This is a genomic window from Haloferax sp. ATB1 (assembly GCF_000730175.1).
This window is the reverse complement of record NZ_JPES01000108.1, coordinates 1-22,878: the sequence shown is the minus strand read 5'-3', so window position 1 is coordinate 22,878 and position 22,878 is coordinate 1. Positions and strand designations below refer to the sequence as shown.

44 protein-coding genes, 1 tRNA gene and 2 pseudogenes are annotated in these 22,878 nt (G+C 64.4%); 19 read left to right on the top strand and 28 right to left on the bottom strand.

What is annotated here, in order from left to right; translation table 11 throughout:
* Both ATB1_RS17900 and sepF read right to left on the bottom strand, forming a co-directional pair.
* Positions 1 to 401: pseudogene (locus tag ATB1_RS17900) on the bottom strand (excinuclease ABC subunit UvrA); the annotation flags it as partial.
* 120 nt (positions 402 to 521) lie between these two features.
* Positions 522 to 878, bottom strand: coding sequence for a cell division protein SepF (gene sepF / locus ATB1_RS17895; RefSeq protein WP_004969075.1), 357 nt, complete (start codon positions 876 to 878; stop codon positions 522 to 524).
* Positions 879 to 1,097: 219 nt separating this feature from the next.
* Between sepF and ATB1_RS17890 the strand changes: the two genes are divergently transcribed.
* On the top strand, positions 1,098 to 1,778 hold the full coding sequence (locus tag ATB1_RS17890; protein ID WP_042661930.1) for a DUF1028 domain-containing protein: 681 nt from the start codon (positions 1,098 to 1,100) through the stop codon (positions 1,776 to 1,778).
* Between the two features lie 45 nt (positions 1,779 to 1,823).
* Here the strand turns inward: ATB1_RS17890 and ATB1_RS17885 are convergent, their stop codons facing one another.
* Positions 1,824 to 2,303, bottom strand: a complete 480-nt coding sequence (locus tag ATB1_RS17885) for an RNA-binding protein (RefSeq protein WP_004969073.1) — start codon at positions 2,301 to 2,303, stop codon at positions 1,824 to 1,826.
* A 168-nt stretch (positions 2,304 to 2,471) separates the two neighbouring features.
* On the opposite strand from ATB1_RS17885, the gene ATB1_RS17880 reads away from it, so the two are divergent.
* Positions 2,472 to 2,774 (top strand): hypothetical protein, encoded by a 303-nt coding sequence (locus tag ATB1_RS17880; protein WP_042666135.1) that lies wholly within the window; start codon positions 2,472 to 2,474, stop codon positions 2,772 to 2,774.
* A gap of 120 nt (positions 2,775 to 2,894) precedes the next feature.
* A complete protein-coding gene (locus ATB1_RS17875; RefSeq protein ID WP_042661929.1) occupies positions 2,895 to 4,214 on the top strand; it encodes a ribonuclease R family protein in 1,320 nt (439 codons plus the stop codon).
* Positions 4,215 to 4,351: 137 nt separating this feature from the next.
* On the opposite strand, the gene ATB1_RS17870 is transcribed toward ATB1_RS17875, so the two are convergent.
* The 3 genes from ATB1_RS17870 to ATB1_RS17860 form a co-directional block, all read right to left on the bottom strand.
* Entirely contained in the window at positions 4,352 to 4,591 is a 240-nt protein-coding gene (locus ATB1_RS17870; protein WP_004065334.1) for a hypothetical protein, read from the bottom strand.
* Between the two features lie 82 nt (positions 4,592 to 4,673).
* Positions 4,674 to 5,048 (bottom strand): hypothetical protein, encoded by a 375-nt coding sequence (locus ATB1_RS17865; protein WP_042661928.1) that lies wholly within the window; start codon positions 5,046 to 5,048, stop codon positions 4,674 to 4,676.
* 95 nt (positions 5,049 to 5,143) lie between these two features.
* Positions 5,144 to 5,344, bottom strand: a complete 201-nt coding sequence (locus ATB1_RS17860) for a hypothetical protein (RefSeq protein ID WP_042661927.1) — start codon at positions 5,342 to 5,344, stop codon at positions 5,144 to 5,146.
* A 173-nt stretch (positions 5,345 to 5,517) separates the two neighbouring features.
* Here ATB1_RS17860 and ATB1_RS17855 point away from each other — a divergent pair, with 173 nt between their 5' ends.
* Positions 5,518 to 5,940: a hypothetical protein gene (locus tag ATB1_RS17855; protein WP_052368138.1), complete on the top strand. Its 423-nt coding sequence runs from the start codon at positions 5,518 to 5,520 to the stop codon at positions 5,938 to 5,940.
* A gap of 289 nt (positions 5,941 to 6,229) precedes the next feature.
* Here ATB1_RS17855 and ATB1_RS17850 read toward each other — a convergent pair whose 3' ends face one another.
* The 6 genes from ATB1_RS17850 to ATB1_RS17835 form a co-directional block, all read right to left on the bottom strand.
* Entirely contained in the window at positions 6,230 to 7,231 is a 1,002-nt protein-coding gene (locus ATB1_RS17850; protein WP_042666133.1) for a site-specific integrase, read from the bottom strand.
* The gene (locus tag ATB1_RS22605; RefSeq protein ID WP_004044539.1) at positions 7,228 to 7,398 is read right to left on the bottom strand and encodes a hypothetical protein; all 171 of its coding nucleotides are present in this window, start codon (positions 7,396 to 7,398) and stop codon (positions 7,228 to 7,230) included. The genes ATB1_RS17850 and ATB1_RS22605 overlap by 4 nt, the downstream gene beginning before the upstream one ends.
* Positions 7,395 to 7,586 (bottom strand): sigma factor-like helix-turn-helix DNA-binding protein, encoded by a 192-nt coding sequence (locus ATB1_RS17845; protein WP_042666130.1) that lies wholly within the window; start codon positions 7,584 to 7,586, stop codon positions 7,395 to 7,397. The genes ATB1_RS22605 and ATB1_RS17845 overlap by 4 nt, the downstream gene beginning before the upstream one ends.
* Positions 7,583 to 7,753, bottom strand: a complete 171-nt coding sequence (locus tag ATB1_RS22145; RefSeq protein WP_155821888.1) for a hypothetical protein — start codon at positions 7,751 to 7,753, stop codon at positions 7,583 to 7,585. The genes ATB1_RS17845 and ATB1_RS22145 overlap by 4 nt, the downstream gene beginning before the upstream one ends.
* The gene (locus ATB1_RS17840; RefSeq protein ID WP_042666128.1) at positions 7,750 to 7,983 is read right to left on the bottom strand and encodes a hypothetical protein; all 234 of its coding nucleotides are present in this window, start codon (positions 7,981 to 7,983) and stop codon (positions 7,750 to 7,752) included. Before ATB1_RS17840 ends, ATB1_RS22145 begins: the two co-directional genes overlap by 4 nt.
* 109 nt (positions 7,984 to 8,092) lie before the next feature.
* Complete coding sequence (locus ATB1_RS17835) at positions 8,093 to 8,278, bottom strand: ribbon-helix-helix domain-containing protein (RefSeq protein WP_042666125.1); 186 nt, start codon at positions 8,276 to 8,278, stop codon at positions 8,093 to 8,095.
* A 101-nt stretch (positions 8,279 to 8,379) separates the two neighbouring features.
* Between ATB1_RS17835 and ATB1_RS17830 the strand changes: the two genes are divergently transcribed.
* The gene (locus ATB1_RS17830) at positions 8,380 to 8,640 is read left to right on the top strand and encodes a hypothetical protein (protein WP_042666122.1); all 261 of its coding nucleotides are present in this window, start codon (positions 8,380 to 8,382) and stop codon (positions 8,638 to 8,640) included.
* A 13-nt stretch (positions 8,641 to 8,653) separates the two neighbouring features.
* Here the strand turns inward: ATB1_RS17830 and ATB1_RS22140 are convergent, their stop codons facing one another.
* Positions 8,654 to 8,797, bottom strand: a complete 144-nt coding sequence (locus ATB1_RS22140; protein WP_157837768.1) for a hypothetical protein — start codon at positions 8,795 to 8,797, stop codon at positions 8,654 to 8,656.
* Positions 8,798 to 8,856: 59 nt separating this feature from the next.
* Between ATB1_RS22140 and ATB1_RS17825 the strand changes: the two genes are divergently transcribed.
* Positions 8,857 to 9,120, top strand: a complete 264-nt coding sequence (locus tag ATB1_RS17825) for a hypothetical protein (protein WP_042666120.1) — start codon at positions 8,857 to 8,859, stop codon at positions 9,118 to 9,120.
* Positions 9,121 to 9,199: 79 nt separating this feature from the next.
* Positions 9,200 to 9,853, top strand: a complete 654-nt coding sequence (locus tag ATB1_RS17820; RefSeq protein ID WP_042666119.1) for a recombinase family protein — start codon at positions 9,200 to 9,202, stop codon at positions 9,851 to 9,853.
* 20 nt (positions 9,854 to 9,873) lie between these two features.
* Here the strand turns inward: ATB1_RS17820 and ATB1_RS17815 are convergent, their stop codons facing one another.
* The 8 genes from ATB1_RS17815 to ATB1_RS17780 are packed head-to-tail and all read right to left on the bottom strand — an operon-like array spanning position 9,874 to position 13,031.
* On the bottom strand, positions 9,874 to 10,185 hold the full coding sequence (locus ATB1_RS17815; RefSeq protein WP_042666117.1) for a hypothetical protein: 312 nt from the start codon (positions 10,183 to 10,185) through the stop codon (positions 9,874 to 9,876).
* A 48-nt stretch (positions 10,186 to 10,233) separates the two neighbouring features.
* Positions 10,234 to 10,701 carry a hypothetical protein gene (locus tag ATB1_RS17810; protein WP_128081505.1) on the bottom strand — a complete coding sequence of 156 codons (468 nt, stop codon included), beginning with the start codon at positions 10,699 to 10,701 and terminating at the stop codon, positions 10,234 to 10,236.
* The gene (locus ATB1_RS17805) at positions 10,698 to 10,937 is read right to left on the bottom strand and encodes a polysaccharide transporter (protein WP_042666114.1); all 240 of its coding nucleotides are present in this window, start codon (positions 10,935 to 10,937) and stop codon (positions 10,698 to 10,700) included. Before ATB1_RS17805 ends, ATB1_RS17810 begins: the two co-directional genes overlap by 4 nt.
* On the bottom strand, positions 10,934 to 11,332 hold the full coding sequence (locus ATB1_RS17800; RefSeq protein WP_042666111.1) for a hypothetical protein: 399 nt from the start codon (positions 11,330 to 11,332) through the stop codon (positions 10,934 to 10,936). Before ATB1_RS17800 ends, ATB1_RS17805 begins: the two co-directional genes overlap by 4 nt.
* Positions 11,329 to 11,943, bottom strand: a complete 615-nt coding sequence (locus ATB1_RS17795) for an ATP-binding protein (RefSeq protein WP_042666108.1) — start codon at positions 11,941 to 11,943, stop codon at positions 11,329 to 11,331. Before ATB1_RS17795 ends, ATB1_RS17800 begins: the two co-directional genes overlap by 4 nt.
* A 2-nt stretch (positions 11,944 to 11,945) precedes the next feature.
* Complete coding sequence (locus tag ATB1_RS17790) at positions 11,946 to 12,398, bottom strand: hypothetical protein (RefSeq protein WP_042666106.1); 453 nt, start codon at positions 12,396 to 12,398, stop codon at positions 11,946 to 11,948.
* Positions 12,391 to 12,852, bottom strand: coding sequence for a hypothetical protein (locus tag ATB1_RS17785; protein WP_241768338.1), 462 nt, complete (start codon positions 12,850 to 12,852; stop codon positions 12,391 to 12,393). The genes ATB1_RS17790 and ATB1_RS17785 overlap by 8 nt, the downstream gene beginning before the upstream one ends.
* Positions 12,849 to 13,031 (bottom strand): hypothetical protein, encoded by a 183-nt coding sequence (locus tag ATB1_RS17780; protein WP_004044550.1) that lies wholly within the window; start codon positions 13,029 to 13,031, stop codon positions 12,849 to 12,851. The genes ATB1_RS17785 and ATB1_RS17780 overlap by 4 nt, the downstream gene beginning before the upstream one ends.
* A 129-nt stretch (positions 13,032 to 13,160) precedes the next feature.
* On the opposite strand from ATB1_RS17780, the gene ATB1_RS17775 reads away from it, so the two are divergent.
* From ATB1_RS17775 to ATB1_RS22600, 11 genes are read left to right on the top strand one after another with little or no spacing between them, the layout of a single operon-like run.
* Positions 13,161 to 13,358: a hypothetical protein gene (locus ATB1_RS17775; RefSeq protein WP_004044551.1), complete on the top strand. Its 198-nt coding sequence runs from the start codon at positions 13,161 to 13,163 to the stop codon at positions 13,356 to 13,358.
* A gap of 3 nt (positions 13,359 to 13,361) precedes the next feature.
* Positions 13,362 to 13,868 (top strand): hypothetical protein, encoded by a 507-nt coding sequence (locus tag ATB1_RS17770; protein ID WP_042666104.1) that lies wholly within the window; start codon positions 13,362 to 13,364, stop codon positions 13,866 to 13,868.
* A gap of 7 nt (positions 13,869 to 13,875) precedes the next feature.
* Positions 13,876 to 14,316: a hypothetical protein gene (locus tag ATB1_RS17765; protein WP_042666103.1), complete on the top strand. Its 441-nt coding sequence runs from the start codon at positions 13,876 to 13,878 to the stop codon at positions 14,314 to 14,316.
* Positions 14,317 to 14,814, top strand: coding sequence for a hypothetical protein (locus ATB1_RS17760; RefSeq protein ID WP_128081504.1), 498 nt, complete (start codon positions 14,317 to 14,319; stop codon positions 14,812 to 14,814).
* Positions 14,814 to 14,981: a hypothetical protein gene (locus ATB1_RS22135; protein WP_157837767.1), complete on the top strand. Its 168-nt coding sequence runs from the start codon at positions 14,814 to 14,816 to the stop codon at positions 14,979 to 14,981. The genes ATB1_RS17760 and ATB1_RS22135 overlap by 1 nt, the downstream gene beginning before the upstream one ends.
* Complete coding sequence (locus tag ATB1_RS20035; protein WP_052368135.1) at positions 14,982 to 15,608, top strand: hypothetical protein; 627 nt, start codon at positions 14,982 to 14,984, stop codon at positions 15,606 to 15,608.
* Positions 15,605 to 15,850, top strand: a complete 246-nt coding sequence (locus ATB1_RS17745) for a hypothetical protein (protein ID WP_042666094.1) — start codon at positions 15,605 to 15,607, stop codon at positions 15,848 to 15,850. The genes ATB1_RS20035 and ATB1_RS17745 overlap by 4 nt, the downstream gene beginning before the upstream one ends.
* Positions 15,850 to 16,188, top strand: coding sequence for a hypothetical protein (locus ATB1_RS17740; RefSeq protein ID WP_042666092.1), 339 nt, complete (start codon positions 15,850 to 15,852; stop codon positions 16,186 to 16,188). The genes ATB1_RS17745 and ATB1_RS17740 overlap by 1 nt, the downstream gene beginning before the upstream one ends.
* A 1-nt stretch (position 16,189) precedes the next feature.
* Complete coding sequence (locus tag ATB1_RS17735; protein WP_042666088.1) at positions 16,190 to 16,576, top strand: hypothetical protein; 387 nt, start codon at positions 16,190 to 16,192, stop codon at positions 16,574 to 16,576.
* Positions 16,569 to 16,769 (top strand): hypothetical protein, encoded by a 201-nt coding sequence (locus tag ATB1_RS17730; protein ID WP_008612877.1) that lies wholly within the window; start codon positions 16,569 to 16,571, stop codon positions 16,767 to 16,769. The genes ATB1_RS17735 and ATB1_RS17730 overlap by 8 nt, the downstream gene beginning before the upstream one ends.
* Positions 16,759 to 16,899, top strand: coding sequence for a hypothetical protein (locus ATB1_RS22600; RefSeq protein WP_198526146.1), 141 nt, complete (start codon positions 16,759 to 16,761; stop codon positions 16,897 to 16,899). The genes ATB1_RS17730 and ATB1_RS22600 overlap by 11 nt, the downstream gene beginning before the upstream one ends.
* Here ATB1_RS22600 and ATB1_RS17725 read toward each other — a convergent pair.
* The 7 genes from ATB1_RS17725 to ATB1_RS17695 all read right to left on the bottom strand — a co-directional run bounded on the left by ATB1_RS17725 (position 16,896) and on the right by ATB1_RS17695 (position 21,877).
* The gene (locus ATB1_RS17725; RefSeq protein WP_241768337.1) at positions 16,896 to 17,348 is read right to left on the bottom strand and encodes a hypothetical protein; all 453 of its coding nucleotides are present in this window, start codon (positions 17,346 to 17,348) and stop codon (positions 16,896 to 16,898) included. The two genes, ATB1_RS22600 and ATB1_RS17725, sit on opposite strands and share 4 nt — an antisense overlap.
* Positions 17,349 to 17,532: 184 nt before the next feature.
* Positions 17,533 to 17,988, bottom strand: a complete 456-nt coding sequence (locus tag ATB1_RS17720) for a hypothetical protein (RefSeq protein WP_042666143.1) — start codon at positions 17,986 to 17,988, stop codon at positions 17,533 to 17,535.
* A gap of 277 nt (positions 17,989 to 18,265) precedes the next feature.
* Positions 18,266 to 18,337: transfer RNA gene (locus ATB1_RS17715), tRNA-Ala, on the bottom strand.
* 252 nt (positions 18,338 to 18,589) lie between these two features.
* Complete coding sequence (gene rpsJ, locus ATB1_RS17710; RefSeq protein WP_004044563.1) at positions 18,590 to 18,898, bottom strand: 30S ribosomal protein S10; 309 nt, start codon at positions 18,896 to 18,898, stop codon at positions 18,590 to 18,592.
* 2 nt (positions 18,899 to 18,900) lie between these two features.
* Positions 18,901 to 20,166: a translation elongation factor EF-1 subunit alpha gene (gene tuf, locus ATB1_RS17705; protein WP_004969067.1), complete on the bottom strand. Its 1,266-nt coding sequence runs from the start codon at positions 20,164 to 20,166 to the stop codon at positions 18,901 to 18,903.
* 191 nt (positions 20,167 to 20,357) lie between these two features.
* Positions 20,358 to 21,311 (bottom strand): homoserine dehydrogenase, encoded by a 954-nt coding sequence (locus ATB1_RS17700; protein WP_042661925.1) that lies wholly within the window; start codon positions 21,309 to 21,311, stop codon positions 20,358 to 20,360.
* Complete coding sequence (locus ATB1_RS17695) at positions 21,308 to 21,877, bottom strand: amino acid-binding protein (RefSeq protein ID WP_004973566.1); 570 nt, start codon at positions 21,875 to 21,877, stop codon at positions 21,308 to 21,310. The genes ATB1_RS17700 and ATB1_RS17695 overlap by 4 nt, the downstream gene beginning before the upstream one ends.
* Positions 21,878 to 22,309: 432 nt before the next feature.
* Here ATB1_RS17695 and ATB1_RS20030 point away from each other — a divergent pair.
* Positions 22,310 to 22,878, top strand: a pseudogene (locus ATB1_RS20030) (hypothetical protein); the annotation flags it as partial.

Below are 22,878 nucleotides of genomic sequence, written 5' to 3'. Positions count from 1 at the left end.
GCGGACTGCTCGCCGACCTCCTCGCCCGTGATGGGGTCGTACTGGGTGCCAACGCGGGCGTACAGGAGGCGGAGGTAGTCGTGGAGTTCGGTGACGGTCCCGACGGTCGACCGAGGGTTGTTGGCCCCGTTCTTCTGGTCGATGGAGATGGCGGGCGAGAGGCCCTCGACGGCCTCGACCTTCGGCTTGTCCATCTGGCCGAGGAAGTTCCGCGCGTAGGCCGAAAGCGACTCGATGTACCGCCGCTGGCCCTCCGCGTAGACGGTGTCGAACGCGAGGGAGGACTTGCCTGACCCCGACAGGCCGGTGACGACGGTGAACGTCTCGCGGGGGATGCGAACGTCGAGGTTCTTGAGGTTGTGCTCTTCGGCACCGCGAACCTCGATGTAGTCCTTGCTCATTCGGACGACTCTAGGAACGAGAGGACCGAATAGGCATCGGTTCGGGCCGTTCGAACCGCATCGCTCGCGTCTGCGAGTCGGGGAGAAATCGGTGCGTACGCGGGGTGTCGTCCGCCGTTGTCAGCCGTTGAGCTTCTGCCGCGAGATGGAGATGCCCGTCGGCGTGATGACGATCTGGTCGTCGCCTTTCTGGACGATGTCGCCGTCGACCTCACGCGCGACCTGCCGGAGGTCGTCGATGATGTGTTCCATCGTGTTGTCGGAGGTCGTGTGACGGGTGATGTCCGCGATGACCAGATTGCCGTCGTAAACGGCGTCTTTGATGGCGATAACGTCCTGCTGGCCGCCGATTTCGGCGATGTGAACCGAGAGTCCGGCGTCGCCGCGAGCGGTGTCGAAGTCGTCGAGGTCGAGTTCGACGTAGTCCTCGGTCGTTCGGGAACCACCACCACCGAGAATCTTACTCATGATACCCATAGGACGTAGAGAGGCCACAACGGGGTTAGTTCTTACGTCAGACGATTGTCTCCCTTCAGACATGTCTGAGGGGTGAGACCGGACGAATCGACGGCAGCACCGTCACACGAGGATGGTGTCGCGGGAGGCGTCGATTCCTGCTGACGGCCGACGCGCGCGCCGGGCGCGGCGTTTCGCCGGGTGTTTTTACCTCGCGGCGCGCGGGAGCAGACGAACACGATGACTTTCAGCATCTGCGTCCGCGAGTCGTACGTCGACGCCGACGGCGACGACCAGCACCGCTTCGGCGTCGCCGTGACGACCCGCCTGCCGGGGGTCGGCGCACTCTGTCCGTTTGCAAGTGAACACGGCGCGGTGGCGACACAGGCGCTGACGAACGTCGAACTCGGGGAGAAGGGTCTGGACTACCTCGAAGACGGTCTCGCCGTCGACGACACCCTGCAGGCGCTGTTAAACGCCGACGACGGCCGGGCGGAGCGACAACTCCACGGCGTCGGCTCCGAGGCGACGTTCGCCTTCACCGGCGATGACTGCCTCGGCTGGGCGGGCCACCGCGAGGGCGACGACTACACCGTCGCCGGCAACCTGCTCACGGGCGCGGAAGTCGTCGAAGCCGCCGCCGACGCCTACGAGCGGAACGCCGACGGCGACGAACCGCTCGCGAAGCGCCTCATCGACGCGCTCGGCGCGGGACACGCCGCGGGCGGCGACAAGCGCGACGACCTCGCTATCCAGAGCGCGGCCGTCGTTGTGACCTCGACCGAGGACCGCGAGATGGAGCCGTACTACAACGACCTCCGGGTCGACGCGACGGAGACGCCGCTGCGCGACCTTCGAGAGACGTTCTCGATGGCGCGGGAGGGGTACGAGGCGGCGCTGGAGAAGTACGCCGAAGCGTAGCCGAGAGGAGCGCACACGGCGTGCGCCGAGTCCTGCGACCGCGGGTCAGACCGAGAACTCGAAGAGGTCGTCGCCGACGTGGTGGATTGACTCGACGACCTTGCCGGAGTCGCCGACGAGGTCGGCCCCGTCTTCGAGCGCGCGACCCACGGCGAGCACCTTGCCGTGGGTCTCCTCCGCGATGACGACCAGGTCGCCCGCCTCGATGGTGTCGTCGGCCTCGGTAATGCCGGGGCGCATCACGTCGGCCCCGCTGGAGACGAACGAAACCGCGCCCGCGTCGACCGTGACGACGTTCGTCGTCGGCGGGAACTGGTTCGCGCCCTTGACCGTGAGAAACGGCTGGTCGTCGACGTACATGACCGCCGGCTCGCCGTCGACGAGGACGACCTCGTAGTCGGCGTCGGCGAACTCGACCGCCTCGAACGCGTCGCCGTCGAGGGCGACGCCGAGGGACGATTCGATGGAGTCGCACAGCGCGTCGATTTCGTCGCTTCGGAGGTGGTGGCGGGACTTGACCTTCATACCGGGTCGTGGACGCTCACGGCCGATAAATCGACCGCTCCGAATCGAGTAGTCGGCGACACCGCCCGGAGTCTGACGGGCGCGACCCGACCTGCCCCGTTGATGTCCGACGCGCGTCAGACTGTGACAGGATAAACTGCTAAGTACGATTGGGTCCACTCCAACGATATGTGGCGCTCCCGGACGAACGGGGACCGGAAACGTGTCGTGTGCATCGCATGCGGTGACGCGGTCCTCCGGTCGGCGGCGCGTGAGTACGACAAAGAGGGAAACCGCTGGGAACGGCACGGCAAGCGGTTCGAACACCTCTGTAAGTCCTGTTATCGGGGGCTCTGTCACCAGCCCCGCGAGGAACTCGAAGGCCTCCTCATCGACATCGAAGAACACAGCATCTCCAACGAGGAGTTCCTGCTTCGCTACTTCGACGCGGTCAAAGAACGGTACGAATCGCCCGGCGAGCGCGGCCGCTGAGGACGTAGCCGTCGGACCGTCGCCGAGACGGCCGAGGTCGTGGTCGCGAGCGATATCGTTTCCTTCTCGTCGCGGCTCGTGCCCGACACTCATTTCTCCCTGCCCCGTCTAGTCGGGGCTATGTCAGACGACGCGCAGGCGTACGCCGGGACCGCCGAAGGGCAAGGACCGGTGGAGATAGACGCCGAACTCGCGCGACACCTCCAGAACAAGCGCGAGGACCTGTTCGAGGAGTTCGAGATTCGAGACAAGTTCCCGCCGGAAGTCCTCTCGGAGGCGCGTGCGCGCACCGACGGCGTCCACGAGGAGATCGAAGACGAGTTGGAACACCGCAAGGACCTCCGAGACCTCACGACGTGGACGACCGACCCCGTCGACGCCCAGGACTTCGACGACGCCCTAAGCATCCGCGAGAACGAGGAGACGTACACGCTGTGGGTCCACATCGCCGACGTGACCCACTACGTCCACCCCGGTTCGGAGATGTGGGCCGAGGCCGTCAAGCGCGGCAACACCGTCTACCTCCCCGCCTACACCATCCACATGCTCCCGCCGGCGCTGGCCGAGACGGTCTGTTCTCTCGTCCCCGAGGAGGACCGCCTCGCCCACACCGTCGAGATGGAGATCAAGAAAGACACGCTCTCGTTCGAGTCTATCGACATCTACAAGTCCGTCATCCACTCCAACGAACGGCTCACCTACACGCAGTGTGAAAACCGGCTGGAAGACCCCGACCTCCCCCTCCACGAGGAGAACTCCCTCGTCTTCGACCTCGCCGACCAACTCCACGAACAGCGCAAGGAAGACGGCTCGCTGGTCCTCAACCCGAGCCGCGACCGCGCCCATACCATCATCGAAGAGTGCATGCTGAAGGCGAACAAGGCCGTCACGCACGAACTCATGTGGAACCGCGGCGTCGAGGCGATGTACCGCGTCCACCCGCAGCCGACCCCCGACCAGTGGGACAAGGCGCTCCGCGAAATCACCGAACTCGACGGCGTGAGCATCAAGTCCACGTCGTGGGACGAGCCCCGCAAGGCCGTCAACGACGCTTTGGAGAGCGCGAACTCCCGCACCCTCAACAAGATTCAGCGCGCCGTGCTGAAGGTCATGCCCCGCGCGAAGTACATGAACGACCCCTTCGGCGGCCACTACGCGCTCAACTTCGACATCTACGGCCACTTCACCTCGCCCATCCGGCGGCTGTCGGACCTCATCAACCACTGGATCGTCCACGAGAACGACGTGCCCGAGGACCTCGTCGAACTCTGTGACCGCGCCTCGGACCGCCAGAAGGACGCCGAGACGGCCGAACGGCTCTACAAGCAGTTCCTCCAAGAAGTCGGCTTGGACCCCTACGCGGTCAACAACCGCGGCATCGTCACCGTCGACGACGACGGCGAAGTCATCGACGAAAACGGCCTCCCGCCGCGCGAATAACCGGTCGTTCGTCGCACAACCACTCGTTTTTGGCCGACGAAAGTTCACCGACCGCTACCGGCGAGACGGGCGCGGGGTGACGGACTGGTAACTGCGAGACTGAAACGGTGGACCGCGTCCGGCCGTCGCCGGCCGCGTTACTCCTCTTGTTTGTGCGTGAACAGCAGCACGTCGCCGTCGTGCTGGGTCACACAGAGGTCGAGCATCATGCTCAGTTCGAGGCTGTTGTAGTCGTTCTCGCAGACGACCAAGTCGTCGAACGGTTTCTCGCACGCCGGACAGGCGATAGAGACGGTGTTCTGGTAGGTGGTGACGCCACCGCTGGACTCGTATGGCGTGAGCGACGACCGGAGTTCGTCGAGTTCCTCGTCGTTCATGGACGTGTTGTGCGCGCGGCGTGCGTATAATTCTTCACGGTCGGACACCGGTCACGGTCGGCCACGACGTACGATTCTCGGCTCACGACCGCCCGGCGTCGTCCAACCCGCAGGCCCACCGGAAGTGCGGGTGGACCCACGACAGCCTCGCCGCGTTGGCCTCGACCCACGACGACGGGTCGCTCAGCCGACGCGACAGCACCTCCGCGCGCTCCTCGTGCGTTCCCTCCCGGTCGAAGGGTATCAGTTCGAGCGTCCGCGACGCGGGGTTGAAGAAGACCGCCCGCTCGGTGTCCTCGTCGAGTCCGACCAGCCGCGACCCGTTGGCGTCCTTCTGAAGGAGCGCCTGCGCCATCCGGTGTTGGTGGACCCCGCGGCGTGTCTCGCGGAGTTTCGAGACGATAGCTCGAAAGAGGGCCGTCGGGTCCGACGGGGGTTCGCCTCGTCGTGTTTCCATACCGACGCCCTCGGAGCGAGGCGGTAAGAGGGTCCGCCATGAGCGGGGTGAAAGTGTAGGATTCGGCGGAAGTGAACGCTCGGTAGTCAATGCCACTACGGAGAGTACCGCTTGAACAGCGGGACGAACGGTTTGAGGAGGACGAGTCCGACTCCAAGAAAGACGTACAGCGTCGCTTCATCCAGGAGCCCGAGCTGACGAAGCCCCAGCGTAACCCCGAGTGCGATGAGAACGTACACCCAAAAGACTGCGACGGCCGGACCGTATCCCTGGGTTGACGCCGGTGTCTCGAACATTGGTTACTCTTGACACGAGGTTAGTGAAAGTCTTGTGTCAGAGCTGACGGGGAGTCGGTTCCGGTACCTTGGTAGATGAACGTGTGCACCACGAAGCCAACCACGACCAACGGCGACAGCCTCCACAGACGCCACACAAGACACTTGTCGTCAGTTCAACATCATATTGACGAATGGCCCTCACTTGGCGCGTCGGTTTGGTTCTCTGTGTCCTCCTCGTCGCCGGCTGTGCCGGCGGCCCCAGTTCAACTGCGACGACGACCGACGGAACACCGACGACCGCCCCGATAATGACTAACAACTCAACGGCGGCCGACGAGGCGACGATGACGACCGGCGACCCGGCGTACGGGACCGAGTTCGTCTCCGTGTCGAAACTGGAGAACCAGAGTCAAGCAGACGAATGGCCCGACAACAAGACCGCCCGCTTCGAGAACCTCTCCGAGTCGCGGAAGTCGGTGTTTCGCGACGCACTCGACGGCCGAGTCACGCTCGGGCCCGACGAACAGAACCCGTTCGCGTTCAGCGATTCTAACCGACCCGAACTCGTCAGGTACGACGAGGAGTGGTACTTCGTTCGGGTCGCGATTGTGTAGGCGCGGAGCCGTTCGCTCGCGGTACTCGCTTTCTGATTCAAATCCCCGCTCGAACAGGCACTACATTACGCGACGCAGCGGGTACTCGTCGGACTCCTGACGGAGTCACGACTCCTAGGGTAGCGTCGCGAAAATGGTAGTGGACTCGCGGGGTCCCCGTGAGCGAAGCGAACGGGGGCAAGCGAGTCCATTGACTGAGGGAGTGAAACGACCGAAGGAAATGGACTCGCGGGGAAGGTCCCGGTCGGGAATCGCACGGGGCTGTGCGGCTGGCAGGTACTGTTGTGACTCATGGCAGGTTCTGGATTCGAACGTTCATCTTCTCGCGCGGGGTCCGCGCGTCGTAGTGCTGGTACAGGATGTCGAGCGACACGTCCGACCGCTCCGAAATCGTCTCCGGCGAGACCTCGCGGTTCAGGTAGGCCGTGATGTGTCCTCGACGAACAGCGTGGGGCGACCGAGACGACGGGCACCGACTCGGATAGCCGTCTGACCCGACCGCGTCGCACGTCGCTCGCTCGCGGTCGTGCGGGCACTCGCCGTACTCGCAGGGGCGCGTCAGCTTCCCGACCCACTTGTAGATGGTATCGCCGGTCGGACGCCCGTACTTCGACGTTATCAGCGGGCGGCGGCCGTGGTCGTCGACGACATCGTGCCGGTTCGTCGCGGCGTACTCGTCGACGACCTCGAACCACTCGGGACCGAGGTAGACCCAGCGCTCGCCCTTCGTGCCGTTCTTCAGAGCTGTATCGGTCTCCGGCCGGTGGACCAACTCGACAGCGTGGTCGTCGGCGTGCAGGTCGCCGACATCGAGCGCCCGAAGCGCACCCCGACGCATCCCGGTCCGCCAGAGCAACGCCATGATGACGTGCTCGCGGCTGGCGTACTGGTAGCGGTCGAGGTAGTCGAGAATCGATTCGGCGCGGTCCGCCGACAGGTGGATGTCGCGCGACTCGGCTCCGTCGGGAAGCTCCGGCGCGTGAACGCGCTCGCGAAGGCCGTCCTCGACGCCCTCGATGTCGGCCCAGAAACCGAGCGCCGCCCGTACGGTGCTGAGTTGCTTCTGGAGCGTGATGGGCGCGATGTCGCCTCGACGCCACGCGACGAAGTCGGCGAGGTCGCGGCCGGACAGGTCGTTCAGGTTCTCGATGCCGACCTCGTCGCACCAGTCGAGGAAGTGGTTCAGTCGGGTGCGCGAGTTCTGCAGGGTCGACGCGCGGACGCTCGGTTCGCGGTGACGCAGGAAGCGCGTGACGCCCTCCTCGGGGGAGAGCGGTTCGAGGTCGGTCACTCGTCTCCCTCCGTTTCGTCAGGCCACCGAACGAGGTAGTGCGCGCCGCTACGGCTGATGTCGTGGATGATGCCGAGGTCGTCGTCGTCGAGGTTGTTGTTGACCTCTCTGGCGGTTTCTGAATCCCACGCTTCACCGATTTGAGCGATGATTTCGAGGTCGGTCACGCTGCACCCCGCTTGTCGAGCTTGCGCCGAGCGCGGTACAGGAGCGTCCGCACAGTCGACGGGTCACGTCCGGTCCGGCGTGCGAACTCGGTCGGCGTCTCGTCGCCCTCGTCGACGGCGAGATAGGCGTCGGTCTCCGCAGGCGAGAGGCCCGCGGTGAACGTCCCGAGGTTCGTCTGGGCGCTCATGGTTTCCTCCAGCCAGCGAACACACGTTCGCCGCAGTACTCGTGAACGACGTAGTCGGTGACTCCAGCGACCCGCGCGAACTCGTCTAGGTGGTTGACCTCGACGCTCATGTGGGGGTCGTCAGAGTACACGCGCCGCCCGCAGACCGCGCAGGAAACGACGGTCACGCGCTGGCACCTCCGAGTTCCGTCTGGGCGTCGTCGCGTCGGCGGCGACCGTCCGGCTGGATGGTGCGGATGTCGTCGGCCCACTCGCGCAGTCGCTCGCGGGCACCGTTCACCTTCTCGTCGAGTTCTTCGAGCGAGTCGGCCGAGACCTCGACCTGCATCTTCTCCTTGTCCTGCGACCCGGTGCCGCGGGTGACGACGAGCTTCACGTCGAACGAATCGTCACCCACGGTCAGAACACCTCGACGCAGTACGCAACGCTGGACTTACGTGCCGCGCGCGACTGCTCGGAACTGGGGACCGCCGGGTAGCTGGCAGGCTCTTTGGACGGTCCCCCGTTCATGCTTCTGCAGGTGCTTCGTCGGTCAGTTTGTGCTCTGGAACTCTAAACGGCGAGTCAGGTGCCTGACGGATGAGGTGCCGAATGTAGCCAGCACGGCTCATCTTGTGCACTTTCGCTATTTCTTCGATGTCGTCAACCATCTCGATTGGCATCGAGACGGAGACGGTCACATTCCGGGACATTACATCCTGCCTGTATTCATGTATTCACTTAACAATTGGGGACAAGTATACAACCGGCAAGCGTCACCACTTAGTAAGAGTAATTCAATAATTCAATTATCATGGCACAGGCGAGTTTCCGGTTCGAGGACGACATCGAGGACCGGATAGAGCGCCGAATACTCCCCGGCCAGTCCAAAAGTATCTGGTTTCGCTACGCGACCGAGTCGACGATTGCCGTCGACCAGATGCTGGACGAACTGTTCGAACCGTGGGAGTACGACAAACGACAGGAGCTAATCGAAGCGGCTGTGAAGAAGGAGGTCGACCGCCGAAAGAACGGCCCACACGACTTCGACAACCAGAGTAACGACCCGCTCTAACTCGCCTTCAAGCTCACTCTTCCTGGCTCGGTTGTGCGTTCTCTCGAATCAACTCACGGACCCACCGCTCCCTACTCCACTCGTCGGGTTTCGCATCGTCAATCCACTCTATCGTCTCGTACGGCATCGAGATCGTCAGCAGTGCTTCAACGGTCATAGTCAGTTACCTTATACTGAGAGCAAGGATTAAAATCACGTGCAGTTGACGTGTTCGGCATGGGGTTCATCCGAAACATCTGGAAGAACTGGCAACTGACGCTTCTTGTTCTGATTTCGATAGGCGGGCTCTACGGCGCGCTCGCGAGCTTCGCGCGAGTGTACGACCTGCGGCTCGTTCAGTACGATGTCTCCGAGGCGCTTCAGCTACTGCAGGCGTCCTACGTCATCCTCGTGCTGACCGTCATCGTCCTCGGGGTCGTCGTCGTCGGTCTCTCGATTACGGTTTGGCGTCTGTCGGTGCAGGTCGAGAACATCGGCTGACCTGTCCAAGAACAACCGTTCTTCGACAGACTGTCCGTTAGTCCCGTTCTTTAAGTAACAGCCACCCGTGTCCGTAATCATGACCGTCGGATGCTACGTTCGGGTGTCGACCGCCGACCAGAATCTCGACCGACAAATCGACTCGACGACGAGCTTCGCGCAGGACGACCTCGGGGCGACTCTCGCCGAGGTCGAAGTGTACCGAGACAAGTCGACCGGGACCAACACGGAGCGCGCAGGGTACCGGCGGCTGATGGACGACGTGCAGAGCGGCGACATCGACGCGGTCGTCGTTCACGAAATCAGTCGGATGGCCCGGTCGCTGCAGGACTTGGAGCGTACCGTCTCGCGTGTGACTGACGCCGGCGTTGAAGTCCACTTCGTGCGCGACGGCCTCTCCTTCGGCGACGGGAAGGAACAGCCGATGCACCGCCTACAGATGCAGATGCTCGGGGCTTTCGCCGAGTGGCAGGCGCGGGTGAAGCAGATGAACACCAAGGAGGGTATCGCCGCCCGACAGCAGTCCGAGGACTACCACCACGGACCGGCCCCGCTCGGGTTCTCGAAGGACGACGGCCAGCTGGTCGAGGCGGACGACTACCACGATGTCGTCGCAGTCCTCGACATGGTGCAGAAGGATGAGCTCTCGAAACGGAAAGCGGCTCAGCGACTCGACTGCGCGCGCTCGACCATCGGCCGGGCGCTCGACCGCGCGGAACTCTACGGGCTCTGAAAACCAGATGGTCAAATAACTCAGTTCTGGTTACTGCCCTCGCCTGTACTGTCAGAGCGGTACTTGTGGTATAGTCCATCAGCCAGAAATGTGAGACCGAATCCGGTTCCTACTGCCTGTACTGGCTCCATTCCAGCGAAGCTAAAAATCGACGAGAGTATTGTTGCAGCACCGATTGCAAACTCAAGTCGTTCCCAGTCGACAATATACGTCCGACGGTCAACATAGGAGCCTGGGCCAATCATACCCTCCGTCAGGTCTCTTGTGAAATCGTTCATTTCTCTTCGACGCATCATCTCTTTTGCAAATGAATCGTTATCATCGCCTGACATCACCCCAAATGTCGTTTGTCATAATATTAAGCTACTGTAGACTTCAGGCTAAAATAACGCTTCAATCGGAATTTTCTGCTGACGCCCCATCTCGCGGTGACCCGAGTTGTCCCACCCGCCGAACTCGTCGCGGACCAACGACCACACCGTCGATGGCCGCATCCGGCGGTGGTCGACCGGCGACCCGTTCTCGTCGAGCAGGACGAAGACGAACCACGCGGTGTTCTGCGCGTCAGAGTTCAGGAGCGACCGCGTCTGTCCCTCCCAGAGCCGGAACCGGCCGCCGACCTCGACGCGGGAGTCGGGGTCGAGGCCGTCGATGCGGACCTGCGTGGCCTTCACCTCGTACTTCGTCCCGCGCTCCTCGTGAACGCAGTCGTACCAGTCCGCGCGGTCGTTCGCGTGCGTGATGCCGTAGTGAGCGGCGACCAGACGCTCAGCGAACTCGCCGTTCTCGTCGCCCGCGCGCTCGTCGATTCGCCGCATCTCGCGGCGGGTCACATCGGGAAAGCTCACGACTGAACCACCCGGTCATACGTCTTCTCGAAGATGTCCGCGTCGCACGGGTACACCTCGCCCTCAACGCCGACGAGCAGGTAGTCACCCGGTTCAGCGACGACCGTACCCTCGCGCGTCTCGACCTCGACCCGCTGGCGAACCTTCGCCGCCTGAATCACGACCGGACGCTTCCGGTAGTAGCGCCAGTCGTGGTCGTCGCCCGGAACCTCGTCCTCGACGATTCTCTCGGTCATGACGAGTTCACCACCTCGACATCATCGACGAGAGATGTCCCCGGCTGGCATTCCCACGGTGGGACCCAGAGTGGTCGGTGGTACTCGACAGTCACTCGCGACTCGTTACGGAGTGCTGACCGTGCCGTCGCCAGCTTTTCGTCGTCGCCATCGACGACGCAGAACGTTTCGACTGAACTCGAACGCGGGTGCGTCTTCATTTTTATCTGAGTCGTTCGGAGCAGCATCCCCCGGTCCTCCTCAACGTCGACGACGTAGCCCCCGTAGTCAGACGGTGCGCGCGCAGAGCCCACTCCGGCGGCATACGACACGGGGAGGGCGATGGTGAACAACAGCACGAATAGGACGGCTAGCCCGGCGGCAATAGCGCCGGTATCGAACGGGTCCAGATTCATGCGTACGCCTCCTGCGTCTCCGCGCGATGCAGCACGTTCATCCGCTTGTCGAAGACGACGTACTGGTACGGCTCGGTCGGGAGGTCGTCGCGCGGTATCGAGAAGTACCGCAGAAAGCCGTCGTGGAACACGGCCCACTCACCGACCCACACCCAGAACTTGCATTGCTTGATGGGCGTGTAATCGAGGTCCGACGGGTCCTGCGTGGCGATAACGACCTTCAGCGCCTTGTCGCGGTCCTCGTGGAGCATCCGCTTCACCGGGTTGTCCGAGTCGACCTCGCCGTCGGGGAGGACGTTCTGCGCCTCGTCGAAGATGACCTGCGTCGGGAAGCCCGTCGCCTCGTGGTACTCGTGGGCGACCGTCCGCGCCTGCCGCGCCGTTTCGAGCGGGGAGTCGGTCACCCAGTTCAGTCGCGTCGCGTCCGACGCGCGAGCTTCGCCGACCGACCGGACCGTCGCGGCGTCGTCGAGGTCGCGCCCGGTGATGCCGTCGGTGTTGGTGAAGTTGACCCAGATGCTCAGGCCGGGGAACTCGGCTTGCATCTCGCGCAGCAGGGTCGTCTTCCCGCCGCCGGAGTCGCCGGTGACGACCGTGTGGTACGCCTGCATCGTCACGCACCTCCGACACCCGCGAGCGGCGCGAGGTCGTCGTCGAGGTCCTCGTCGTTCTGACCGCTGTCACCCCCGTCTCCGCTCCCGTCCTGCGCCGTCTCCGACGGGAGGTACTGGAGCCCGAGCAGGGTCGTTCCAACGGCTCCGTCGACCACGGGCGGCGTCCCGTCGCCACCACTCACGCGGACGAGCATCCGCAAGAGGTAGTGCGACCCTCGCGGGAGGTCCGGGTACTCCGACCGAAGCTGGTCGACCGCCGGACCCGTCGCGTTCGCGTCGAAGAGCGCCGCGAAGACCCCTCCCGAGGAGTCACCGTCGTTCTTCCCCGCGTCAGCCTCCGCACCCTCAGCGGCCGCGTGGTTCGCCGTAGCGCCCATGTTCGGGACGCCGGCGTCACGGACGAACGTGTCGCCCGGCGACGGTGGGGACGGTGTCTCGCCGTCCTCAGGCATCGTACGCCTCCCCGCACTCGATGCAGACGCGGTCGTACTGGGTCAGGACCGCCGTGTTCTTCGCGGACGGGTTGCGAGCGCGCAGGACAGCGTCGGCGTCGACGTAGTCGTCCGACCCGCAGTCGGGACACCCTTCGACTTCTTCGGTGTCCTTGCCGCCGTCCGTGATGGGCTCAGGCGCGCCGTGGATGGGGTTTCCGCCGTCGGTCATCGCCTTCTGAGTGTCCGACACTTCGATGTCTCCCGATTCAGGCGGGTTCGCCGGGTCACTGTCGGGGACTGAACCGCGCTCGCTGGCTGGCTCACCAGCGCCGTCGAGGGGCTGAATCATCGTGTCCCAGTCTCGAAGCGGGCACCCCGGCCGGTGGTTGTGGATTCCCTGCGCCGCGTAGAACAGTCCGCAATGCTCGCATTGCTGGTCTGTGGGGTTCTGAGGCTCTTTACTGCCGTTCATGCGATGAGCCCTCCGAGCATCGAGACGCCCGACTGAGTGAAGTGTACTGCACCGCTGAGTGCGCCACACTCGCCGAGGATGCCGATTCCGAACGCTCCTTTCACGAATGGTCTCGTCTCGTCCGAAGCCCGGAGATAGGCCACGAGCGTGCCGAGAACTAGTGTCGGGTAGCCAATCATACTGTGTCGAACAGTCAGGCGACCGTGAATGTAAAATAACGAGTGCTGTACGACGCTCAATAATTGAATTGTTGAGCGTATTCCACTACACTTCGAACTTTTTCACAATCGCTCGTTGTCGGAAATGGAATGACGAAAGTACCACTTGAACTACTCGGCATCGAGGTCGATACTGACGACCCCGGTGAATCCGCACAGAACCTCGGTCTCGGGGTTATCGGCGTCACCCTCACGATGGCCGTCGTCGGAGCAGGAGCATATCTGTACAACACCGCACGGCAGAAGGCCGGCGTCACCGACGACGACGTGAACATTCCGGGGGTCTAATCGATGCCAGATACCCTCGCCTACAACGAAGACCTCGCCGAACTCGACGGCGACGTGCGACCCATCCGCGGCAGCGACCTCGACCAAGACACGCTCAAGTCCGGCTCGGAGGTCACGGTCTACCGCGAGAAGGTCCCGCAGGACAAGGACCTCTGGTTCGGAGCGGGCGGGAAGGACCGCGCAAGCGCGGACTCCTCGCCCATGCACGCGGACATCGTCGCCACGGGCAACGGGTCGGGCACCGCGGGCGACACCATCGGCGGCACGCTCTACGCGGCCATCACCGACTCCGACGGCCGCGCGATGTTCACGCGCAAGCTCGGTGACCTCGAACTTCTCTCCGAGTACGCCAGCGAGTCGCCCACCGAGCGCCCGCTGATGTACTCGCTCGCTCCGTACGCGACGGCGGGTCGATACATCGAGTTCCGCATCGACGCCGACAGCGCATCGGACGGCAAGGAAATCGACCCGGGTAACAGCGACGTGATGCTGTACCGGAGTTCGCTGTAGTCCCACCATGGGAATTTTATCGAAGCTCACGACCGACGAGCGCCGCGAGACGCCGTACATCGGGAAGCCAGTCCCCGCGGACACGACCGGCTTCGAGAGGTCATGGACCGCACCCGCCGACTGCACCGTCGAGCAGCTTCGAATCTGGTCGACGCCCGGCAGCGAGGACGCGCTCAAACTGCGCCCGGTCGTTCGTCGACTCCGTGGTGACCCGGAGAATCCCGAATCGCACGAAGACACCGACATCCCGACCTACGGCGACGGTGAGCAGTTCATCACCGGCGAGCCGTCGGGTGAACCGTTCCACGTGAACACAGAGATGAAAGAAGGAGACCAAATCGTCATCATCGCCGACAACGCGAGCACCGACTACAGCTACCGCTTCCGGGCGATGCCGACCATCGATTACCTCGGTGGGATTCGGCGCGTCATCGGGGGGGTGTTCTGAATGCCGGGTCGACCGCCATGGAGTCAACCCGGAACGCAGGGCGGCGGGCAGACTGTCGCCACGCAGAATCGTCCTGAGATGGCGGCAATCAACTTCGACCAGACCGGAACAGTCGGGCCGAACGAGACGGAGGAGACCAAACTGTTCGCGCCCGAGGGGTCGGTCTACACGGTCAAGCACGCGCGTCTCTACGTCGCGGCAGACCCCAACTGGTCGAGTTCTCACAACGGCCACCGTCTCCAAATCCGCACTATCGGGGACAAACAGGCGCTGTTCGGGTCGTCTGACTACCAGACGAAGATTCAGTTCCAGTACGGGCAGTGGGTGGCCGCGAACACTGAGTCCGAACCATCGGACCCCAACCTCGCATACGCGAAGTTGACGAACCTGCGGGCTACGCCCGACTCGCCAATCACGATGAAGTACACCAACCGGGGAGACACCGCCCAGGAAGAGCCGAGGGAGTTCTCCCTCATCTGCGAGGTGAGTAGCTACTGATGCCCGTCGGATACCCCGAGTACCCCGGCCCGCAAGACGCTGAGGAAGGCAAGACGTACACGTACAGGACGCCTGAAGGCGACTCGGTAGCCGCGACGGTTGTGGACAAAACAGTCGACGAGAACGGCACGATGTCGGTGGCGCTCAGCTACGGAGGGCGCAACTAAATGGTCATCGCAGCACCTCGCGACTCCCCCCACGCTGAGGAGCGCGTCGACCCGCGCTCGACCGCCGAAGAACTCGCCGACCAGCTGGGCGGCGGTGGCGATGATGACGACGACTCGCCCGGCGGAGGAGGCCACGACCTCGCAACGACTGACCCGACCATCGCCGGCGACTCACCCTCGTCGAACGACTCGTTCGACCCCGACGACCACACGCTCGGCTCCGGGTCGCTCGGGACGGACCTCTCGACCGACGACGGCACGTCGCAGACCGGCGACCCTCGCGACTCCAACGAGGTTGATGTCGACGACTCGTCGGACCCCGGCGACTCCTCCCCCGCAGGTGGCGCGGGAATGTGGGACGCCATCGACCGCTTCACGGGCTCGCCTGACGGGACCGCCGAGCAGATTGCCGAGAGCGGCGGGGACCCGCTGGTGTTCTCGCAGGCGGTGAGCGACACCCTCTCGGAGATGTCCATCGCCGAGGTGATACCGGAAATCCAGACGCCCGAATTCGTCGAGGACGCGAGCGACCGGTTCGACCTGCCGACCGGTCTCATCGCGGCCGGTATCGCCGGAGTGGTCGCCCTGGTCGGCGCGGTCGTCGTCGCCGGAGGTGACGGACAGTGATTGACGAGACCGGCGCACCCGTTCCTGACGATTCGGAGGACCCCGCGGGTCGAATCAGGTCTATCCTCGACGGTGTCGGCGGGACGCCCGGCATGGTGACGACGACGTCGGACGACTCGACGCCAGGCGCGGACACGCCGGTCGCCGGGTGGCTTCTCGACGGCGACGGGTCGAGACGCAATCTCGCCCTGCTCGCCGTCGCAGTCCTCGGCGTCTTCGCCGTCCTGATGGGTGGTCGATGATGTCGGGGGAGACCGACATCTCGCTCGGCAGCGCGCCCCGCGTGAGCGACATCCGGTCGGCGCTCCGTCGACTCGGCTACGGCGACGACGTCGTCTCCTCGGTCTCCGTCGACTCGGGCGACCCTCGCGGACCGCTGATGGACCGGTGGGTCCGCCTGACCGTCGACGGGTCGACCTATCGCGTCACGGACGACCTCAACTCGTCGACGTGGGAGACGACGACCGAGTCAGTCATCGACAAGTTCCGCGCGGCCAACCCCGCGCCGACCGGCCTCTCGCTCGGCGTCGTCGCCGCGATCGTCGTCGGCCTGGTCGCGGTGTTCGTCAAGGGTAGCTAACGTGGTCGACACAAACGGCCCCGGCACCTTCGGCGACGGGAGCAACAACTGGCTCGGCGGCATCGGCGACTTCGTCAGCGACCCCGGTCAGGCAGTCCGCGACCCGTACGACACGGTAGCTGGCGCGGCCGATGCCGCCGCGCTCAACTTCGACGAGGGCGTCGGTGGGCTCGTCTCGCTGTTCGACGACGAAGCCGGGAACACCGCTGGTCCGGGCGGGACGCCGTGGATAGAGGACCCGCAGGACGGGCAGGCGTCGAACCCGACGCGCGGGACAGGACTCGCCGCGAAGGTGTGGATTGTCGTCGCGGTCGTCGTCGGGCTTGTGCTCCTGTATCTGCTCCGTCCGCTGCTCGAAATCATCGCGGGGGTGGCCGGCGGTGAGTGAGCTGACCGACCTCATCTTGCAGACGACCGACCCGGTGACGGCGCTGCTCCTCCTCGGACTCGCCGCGCTGGTCCTCTGGGTCCGGCAAGACCTCCATGAGGACTTGCGCATCATTCGTGGGCGCGTGCGGCGGGTCGAGGACTGGGCGGTGGCTACCGACGGCGGCGTCGAGGAGGACGACGATGGACGGTAGTGTCACTCTCAGCCCGATGGAATTCCTCGCGGTCGCGGCGCTCCCACTCTCGGCGATTTCGGGAGTGCTGAAGGCGCAGATACAGCGGCGGTTCGGACAGCAAAAAAAGACCGACGACGACTCTTCTTAGCTACTCGTACTCTTCTTCGTCGGGGTGCCCCGATTCGCACTCGCGTTGGCTTCCTCGGGCTGGTAGACGATGATGTCGCCCCACTTCGGCGCGATGTACCCCTCTTGTTCGAGCGGCTTCAGGACGCGACGACGGACGGCGTCTTTCGGGATACCCGCTCGCTCGGCGACCTTCGAGATAGCGGTCCCAACGTCGAGGCGACGACCGCTCGGGTCGTAGGCCTCGGCGGTTCGCCGGAGCGCCATGTAGCCGTCTCGAAGCGCCTCGTCGTCTGGGAGGTTGTCGTCGTCGGGCTCGTCGCGCACGGTTCGCGCGACCTCTTCCATGTGCGTCCGCAGGTCGTCGCTTATCGACCCGTCGAGGGCGCTGGTGTAGTCGTCCTTCAGGTTCTCGTCGACGCGGACGGTCACCGTCGTGCTCTCGGTCCGCTCGGTCTTCATTCGGCTCATAGCGCACCTCTGTACTGCAGCGTTTCACAGTCGTAATACGCAGACGGGGCGGGGATACGGAGTATGGCAGTACGCCCCCCCGTGGTCGTACGAGGAGGCCTATTCGCGCGGGGGTGTGCGCGCCCGCGTGAGCGCCGGGGCTGGTCGACTCGTGGTGCTGGTGCTCGGGAGTAGGTGGTGCAGGTCATAGCTGGTCCTCCGGGCGGCCGAAGATGCGCCCGTCGTGTCCGGTGGTCGGTGCTTCGACGATGTCGCCACCGTCGGCGACAAGGTCGGGCTCGGGTTCGGTTGCGGTCGGTGCGACGTGCTCGGCGGTGTCGTGGGCGGTGATGGGGTCGTCGGTGACATCGCGCCCGGCGGCGTCTCCGAAGTGGTTGTGTGACCACTCGGCTTTCCGCAGGACGCACAGATGGGCGCACGGAGAGTCCTCGTCGTCGCGGAACTCGAAGCCCTTGCAGTCGCACCCGCCGACGCGAGCACCGCGCTCTTTGCCGTACTCGACGGCGTGCGTCTCGCCGCCCGGCAGGGTGACGAGGTAGGTCGTCGGGCCGGTGCGCTCGACCAGCGCGGCGACGGGGTCGCCTCGCTCCCACGAGGTCGTCGACTCGTCACGCTCGCGCTTGAAATCGAGATACTGCACTACGCACCACCCCCGTTGCACTCGGGGCAGGTGCGACGGGTGAGTCCGCCGCGACTCGTCGTCGTTGCGAGACGGGACCCACAGGTCGGGCAGAACCGTCTCATCGCTGACCCCCGAAATCACTCGATTTATCGACAGACAGCGGAGACCCGACTAACCGAGTCTCGTGAACTCTCGATGGGCGGGGTCTTTCTTCCGACTTCCCGAACGCGAGAAATGGAGCTACGAACGCTGTTGCTCCGGTTTGTGGAACCTTCGAAAGCGAGTTAAAATTTGATGGACTCGCGGGGATTTGAACCCCGGGCCTCTTCCTTGCGAAGGAAGCGATCTGCCACTGATCTACGAGCCCTCATTCCCACGGAGTCGTGGGATACACTTATACCCTATGTTTTGTCCGCGGTCGGGCATGCGATAGCATCCCGTTCCGTCGGGCGATTCTGCGGGCATCTGCTCGCGCGTCGAACGGAAGTGAGATGACACGCGCCTTAGCGCTGAAAGTCAGCTCGGAGGCAGAGTCCTCCGGACGCGCGCCTCGACAGCCGCGAGTGTGACGGGCCGACCGTCACGAACGGGCGGTCCGATGGTCCGGACAGCGCCGTCGTTAGTCTTCGAGGACGATCTCGATGCTGACGTCGTTCGGAACCTGAACGCGCATCAGCTGGCGCAGAGCGCGTTCGTCAGCGTCGAGGTCGATGAGACGCTTGTGGACGCGCATCTCCCAGTGCTCCCACGTCGCCGTCCCCTCGCCGTCAGGCGATTTGCGGGCGGGGACTTCGAGCGTCTTCGTGGGCAGCGGGATCGGCCCGCTGAGGTTGACGCCCGTCTTGTTCGCGATCTCGCGGACGTCGTCGCAGATATCGTCGAGGTCTTCCGGACTCGTGCCGGCGAGCCGAACGCGTGCCTGTTGCATCGTTATCGCTCGTTGACTTCGAGCACTTTGCCGGCCGCGATGGTCTGACCCATGTCACGGACAGCGAAGCTGCCGAGCTCCGGAATCTCGGAGGACGGCTCGATGCTGAGCGGCTTCTGCGGACGGACGGTCACGATAGCGGCGTCGCCGGACTTGATGAAGTCCGGGTTCTCCTCAGCAACCTCACCCGACGCGGGGTCGAGCTTCTGGTCGATCGACTCGATGGTACACGCGACCTGCGCCGTGTGGGCGTGGAAGACCGGCGTGTAGCCAGCGGTGATGACCGAGGGGTGCTGCATGACGACGACCTGCGCCTTGAACGTCTCGGCGACCTTCGGCGGGTCGTCAGCCGGGCCACAGACGTCGCCGCGGCGGATGTCGTCCTTGCCGACGCCACGAACGTTGAAACCAACGTTGTCGCCAGGTCCGGCCTGGTCGACTTCCTCGTGGTGCATCTCGACGGTCTTGACCTCGCCGCCGACGTCAGAGGGCTGGAAGCTCACGTTGTCGCCGGGGTTGAGGGTACCCGTCTCGATACGGCCGACCGGGACCGTACCGATGCCGGAGATGGTGTAGACGTCCTGGATGGGCAGGCGCAGCGGCGCGTCCGTCGGCGGCTGCGGTGCCGGCAGGTTGTTGAGCGCTTCGAGCAGGATGTCGCCGTCGTACCACGGCGTGTTGTCGGAGCGCTCGGCGATGTTGTCGCCTTCGAAGGCCGAAATCGGGACGTAGGTCGCGTCGTCGGAGTTGAAGCGGACCTGCTTGAGGAGCTTGTTGACCTGCTCCTTGACGTCCTTGTACTTGTCTTCGCTGTAGTCGACGACGTCCATCTTGTTGACCGCGATGATGAGTTCGCCGATGCCCAGGGTGCGGGCGAGGAAGACGTGCTCGCGGGTCTGAGGCGCGACACCGTCGTCGGCGGCGACGACGAGGACCGCGTTGTCAGCCTGCGAGGCACCGGTGATCATGTTCTTGACGAAGTCGCGGTGGCCAGGACAGTCGACGATGGTGAAGTAGAACTCGTCCGTGTCGAACTCCTGGTGGGCGATGTCGATGGTGACACCGCGCTCGCGCTCTTCGGCGAGGTTGTCCATGACGTAGGCGAATTCGAATCCGCCCTTGCCCTTCTCCTCGGCTTCCTCTCGGTGCTGCTCGATGACGTGCTCCGGGACGGAGCCGGTCTCGAACAGGAGTCGGCCGACGAGCGTACTCTTACCGTGGTCGACGTGGCCGATGATGGCCAGATTCTGGTGGGGTTTGTCGCTCATTGGTGTGTTCACGCGCTAAGGCGCTCTGTGGGGAATGTTTTTGCTGAAACCCCTAAAACGATTTCGATACGCGCTACGGGCCGTCTAACCGCCGTACTGCGATTTGCGGAACCATACCACGGTCGCGGAAATGGAGTGTCCGGTGGATACCGACAGTCGAAAGAAACAGAGGGTACGGGCCGCCTGTGCCGCTATTCGAGGCGAGAAACGTCGGACAGGACGGCGGTCGCCGTCTCCGGACCGCCCGCCCCGCGGCCGCTGATATTCAGTTGGCCCGCGTGTTTGGTCTCCAACTGGACGATGTTCTGCGTGCCCGTGACCGACAGCGCGGAGCCCTGCGGAATCAGCCGCGGGGCGACGCGGACGCCGTCGGCCGTCGCCTCGCCGATGAGGCGGACCGTCCGACCGTCCTCGGCGGCGAGGTCGAGCGCCGTTCCCGGGACGTTGCGGATGCCCTCGACCTCGGCGTCGTCGAGCGCGTACTCGGTCTCGCCGTCGGAGAGGACGTTCGCGAGGATAACGAACTTCAGCGCGGCGTCAATGCCGTCGACGTCGAACGTCGGGTCCGCCTCGGCGACGCCGAGGTCCTGTGCCTCCGCGAGCACGTGCTCGTAGTCGAGTCCCTCGGCGGCCATCCGCGAGAGGATGAAGTTCGCCGTCCCGTTCAACACGCCGCGCGCGGCCGTCACGTGGGGCGCACCGAGGTCCGAGATGGTCGAGAGGATGGGAATCGCGCCGCCGACGGCGGCCTCAAACTGGACAGTCCCCTCGCTTTCGGCTTCGAGCGCGCGCAGGTCGGCGTACCGTTCCGCGACCGGACCCTTGTTCGCGAGCACGACGTGACGGTCGTCGGCCAGCGCGCGCTCGACGTGCGAAAAGCCGGGTTCGGCGTCGCCGAGCGTCGTCGGCGTCGCCTCCACCAACACGTCGTAGTCGGCGTCGAACACCGCCTCGGGGGCCGCCTCGCCGACCACGCCCTCGCGTTCCTTTCGGTCGTGGACCGCGCTCGGGTCGAGCCCGGCGGGGTCGACCGCGGAGGAAGACGAGTCCGCGAACGCGACGACATCGTGACCGTAGTCGCCCGCGAGGTCGAGAACCGAGCCGCCGACCGCGCCCGCACCGAGCACTGCGAGTCTGAGGCTCATTGGGATCCCTCCGCGAGCGGCTCGACGACGTGCAGTCCCTTCTCGGCGGCGAGGTCGCGAACGACCGACAGCGTCTCGTCGACGCGGCCGGAGCGGACCGCGAGTCGGAGTCGGGCGCTCGACGCCTCGTCAGTCCCCTCGCGGGCGGACAGCGACAGGTCCTGTAGGGTCGCGTCCGCCGAGGACTCGATGCGGTGGAGCGTGTCCGAGAGGTCGGAATCGACGATGTCGCCAACGAGGATGACCATTACCTCCTCGCCGAAGTGCTCCGCGCCGGCGCGGATGACGTTGACGCCGGCCTCGCGGAGCGCCTCGACGATTCGCTCGAAGCGGTCGGGCGGGCATTCGAGGTCGACCTCCACGGGGATGTGTCCGCGGGGAGTCAGGCTCCCTCGTTCGTGGAAGATGGAAAGCAGGTTACCGCCGTTGTCGGAGATGGGCTTGAGCGCGGCCAAAAGCTGTCCGGGCTCGTCGACGAGTTCGAGCCGAATCGTGTGCGGTTTCGGCATCTCGCCGCTCCCGTCGGTCTCGGCGTCGCTCCCGCCGTCGAGGTCCTGTGCGCTCATTGTCCCACCCCCGTGGGCCGTCCCGACGCTGTTGTCCGCGACGCGCGGTTCGGTCGTGGTTTCGCGTCGTCGCGCCAGGAGTCGAGAGACGTACCCTTACGCATACGTATCCGTGATTCGGCCACGCGGTATAAGCCTTCGTAGCCGACACGGTTTGCCGACGCCGACAGCGTGCTGGCATTTGACATGGGTGTCAGTGCAGTTCGGCCGCGGCAGTTGGGACTCAGTCGGAGAGAACGGACCGCCGTGCGCTCATTATCACGTGATTTGGGCGGAAGCCCACGGCTTCAGTCGTGCTAACGAGCGTCTGAAAGTCAGCCTTAGGCGAAGAATATTCGAGTTAGTTGATGGGTAGCAAACCCGGTTTCCGTAGATGTATACACGCCATCACGTGCCGCGTCACGCGGTGGGACAGTGACGGCAGGAAAACAGATGACCAAACAAACAGATACCGACGACCTCGAACTCAGCGACGACGAACTGATAGAGGTCATCAAGAATCACGGAATCGACCGGCGATCACTGCTGAAAGTATTCGGTGTGGGTGCAGCCGTGTCGGCACTCGGGGGGACGGCAGCCGCGACCAGCGGCCGTGGAAACCGAATCGACGAGGTGTACGGCGCGCCGTACTCGGCGGATGACACCGTTCCCTCGGGACTCGTCGACCACATCGTCGAACTTCACACCCACGAAGAGAACATCCACGACGACTTCCCGATTGACCCCGAGTCAGGGAACGAGGTTCCGGCGGAGTTCATCTTCGACCCGGTTGGACTGCACGTGCGCCCCGGCGAAGTCGTCGAATTCCGCGTCCACCATGGGCTTCACACGGTGACGTCGTTCCATCCGAAGTTCAGCGAACCTCCGGTATTCACGTTACCGAGCCGGGTTCCAACGTCACACGGTTTCACGTCGCCTCCGGTGGTGGGCGGTGACTCGTGGCTCTACCGCTTTACGAAACAGGGCGTGTACGACGTGCTTTGCCTCCCCCACCTCACCCT

Bases quoted from the DNA above. Each gene is read 5' to 3' on its own strand.
- sepF (WP_004969075.1), bottom strand. From the start codon at position 878: ATGGGTATCATGAGTAAGATTCTCGGTGGTGGTGGTTCCCGAACGACC.
- ATB1_RS17890 (WP_042661930.1), top strand. From the start codon at position 1,098: ATGACTTTCAGCATCTGCGTCCGCGAGTCGTACGTCGACGCCGACGGC.
- ATB1_RS17885 (WP_004969073.1), bottom strand. From the start codon at position 2,303: ATGAAGGTCAAGTCCCGCCACCACCTCCGAAGCGACGAAATCGACGCG.
- ATB1_RS17880 (WP_042666135.1), top strand. From the start codon at position 2,472: ATGTGGCGCTCCCGGACGAACGGGGACCGGAAACGTGTCGTGTGCATC.
- ATB1_RS17875 (WP_042661929.1), top strand. From the start codon at position 2,895: ATGTCAGACGACGCGCAGGCGTACGCCGGGACCGCCGAAGGGCAAGGA.
- ATB1_RS17870 (WP_004065334.1), bottom strand. From the start codon at position 4,591: ATGAACGACGAGGAACTCGACGAACTCCGGTCGTCGCTCACGCCATAC.
- ATB1_RS17865 (WP_042661928.1), bottom strand. From the start codon at position 5,048: ATGGAAACACGACGAGGCGAACCCCCGTCGGACCCGACGGCCCTCTTT.
- ATB1_RS17860 (WP_042661927.1), bottom strand. From the start codon at position 5,344: ATGTTCGAGACACCGGCGTCAACCCAGGGATACGGTCCGGCCGTCGCA.
- ATB1_RS17855 (WP_052368138.1), top strand. From the start codon at position 5,518: ATGGCCCTCACTTGGCGCGTCGGTTTGGTTCTCTGTGTCCTCCTCGTC.
- ATB1_RS17845 (WP_042666130.1), bottom strand. From the start codon at position 7,586: ATGAGCGCCCAGACGAACCTCGGGACGTTCACCGCGGGCCTCTCGCCT.
- ATB1_RS17835 (WP_042666125.1), bottom strand. From the start codon at position 8,278: ATGTCCCGGAATGTGACCGTCTCCGTCTCGATGCCAATCGAGATGGTT.
- ATB1_RS17830 (WP_042666122.1), top strand. From the start codon at position 8,380: ATGGCACAGGCGAGTTTCCGGTTCGAGGACGACATCGAGGACCGGATA.
- ATB1_RS22140 (WP_157837768.1), bottom strand. From the start codon at position 8,797: ATGACCGTTGAAGCACTGCTGACGATCTCGATGCCGTACGAGACGATA.
- ATB1_RS17825 (WP_042666120.1), top strand. From the start codon at position 8,857: ATGGGGTTCATCCGAAACATCTGGAAGAACTGGCAACTGACGCTTCTT.
- ATB1_RS17820 (WP_042666119.1), top strand. From the start codon at position 9,200: ATGACCGTCGGATGCTACGTTCGGGTGTCGACCGCCGACCAGAATCTC.
- ATB1_RS17815 (WP_042666117.1), bottom strand. From the start codon at position 10,185: ATGTCAGGCGATGATAACGATTCATTTGCAAAAGAGATGATGCGTCGA.
- ATB1_RS17805 (WP_042666114.1), bottom strand. From the start codon at position 10,937: ATGACCGAGAGAATCGTCGAGGACGAGGTTCCGGGCGACGACCACGAC.
- ATB1_RS17800 (WP_042666111.1), bottom strand. From the start codon at position 11,332: ATGAATCTGGACCCGTTCGATACCGGCGCTATTGCCGCCGGGCTAGCC.
- ATB1_RS17795 (WP_042666108.1), bottom strand. From the start codon at position 11,943: ATGCAGGCGTACCACACGGTCGTCACCGGCGACTCCGGCGGCGGGAAG.
- ATB1_RS17790 (WP_042666106.1), bottom strand. From the start codon at position 12,398: ATGCCTGAGGACGGCGAGACACCGTCCCCACCGTCGCCGGGCGACACG.
- ATB1_RS17785 (WP_241768338.1), bottom strand. From the start codon at position 12,852: ATGAACGGCAGTAAAGAGCCTCAGAACCCCACAGACCAGCAATGCGAG.
- ATB1_RS17780 (WP_004044550.1), bottom strand. From the start codon at position 13,031: ATGATTGGCTACCCGACACTAGTTCTCGGCACGCTCGTGGCCTATCTC.
- ATB1_RS17775 (WP_004044551.1), top strand. From the start codon at position 13,161: ATGACGAAAGTACCACTTGAACTACTCGGCATCGAGGTCGATACTGAC.
- ATB1_RS17770 (WP_042666104.1), top strand. From the start codon at position 13,362: ATGCCAGATACCCTCGCCTACAACGAAGACCTCGCCGAACTCGACGGC.
- ATB1_RS17765 (WP_042666103.1), top strand. From the start codon at position 13,876: ATGGGAATTTTATCGAAGCTCACGACCGACGAGCGCCGCGAGACGCCG.
- ATB1_RS17760 (WP_128081504.1), top strand. From the start codon at position 14,317: ATGCCGGGTCGACCGCCATGGAGTCAACCCGGAACGCAGGGCGGCGGG.
- ATB1_RS22135 (WP_157837767.1), top strand. From the start codon at position 14,814: ATGCCCGTCGGATACCCCGAGTACCCCGGCCCGCAAGACGCTGAGGAA.
- ATB1_RS20035 (WP_052368135.1), top strand. From the start codon at position 14,982: ATGGTCATCGCAGCACCTCGCGACTCCCCCCACGCTGAGGAGCGCGTC.
- ATB1_RS17740 (WP_042666092.1), top strand. From the start codon at position 15,850: ATGTCGGGGGAGACCGACATCTCGCTCGGCAGCGCGCCCCGCGTGAGC.
- ATB1_RS22600 (WP_198526146.1), top strand. From the start codon at position 16,759: ATGGACGGTAGTGTCACTCTCAGCCCGATGGAATTCCTCGCGGTCGCG.
- ATB1_RS17725 (WP_241768337.1), bottom strand. From the start codon at position 17,348: ATGAGCCGAATGAAGACCGAGCGGACCGAGAGCACGACGGTGACCGTC.
- rpsJ (WP_004044563.1), bottom strand. From the start codon at position 18,898: ATGCAACAGGCACGCGTTCGGCTCGCCGGCACGAGTCCGGAAGACCTC.
- tuf (WP_004969067.1), bottom strand. From the start codon at position 20,166: ATGAGCGACAAACCCCACCAGAATCTGGCCATCATCGGCCACGTCGAC.
- ATB1_RS17700 (WP_042661925.1), bottom strand. From the start codon at position 21,311: ATGAGCCTCAGACTCGCAGTGCTCGGTGCGGGCGCGGTCGGCGGCTCG.
- ATB1_RS17695 (WP_004973566.1), bottom strand. From the start codon at position 21,877: ATGAGCGCACAGGACCTCGACGGCGGGAGCGACGCCGAGACCGACGGG.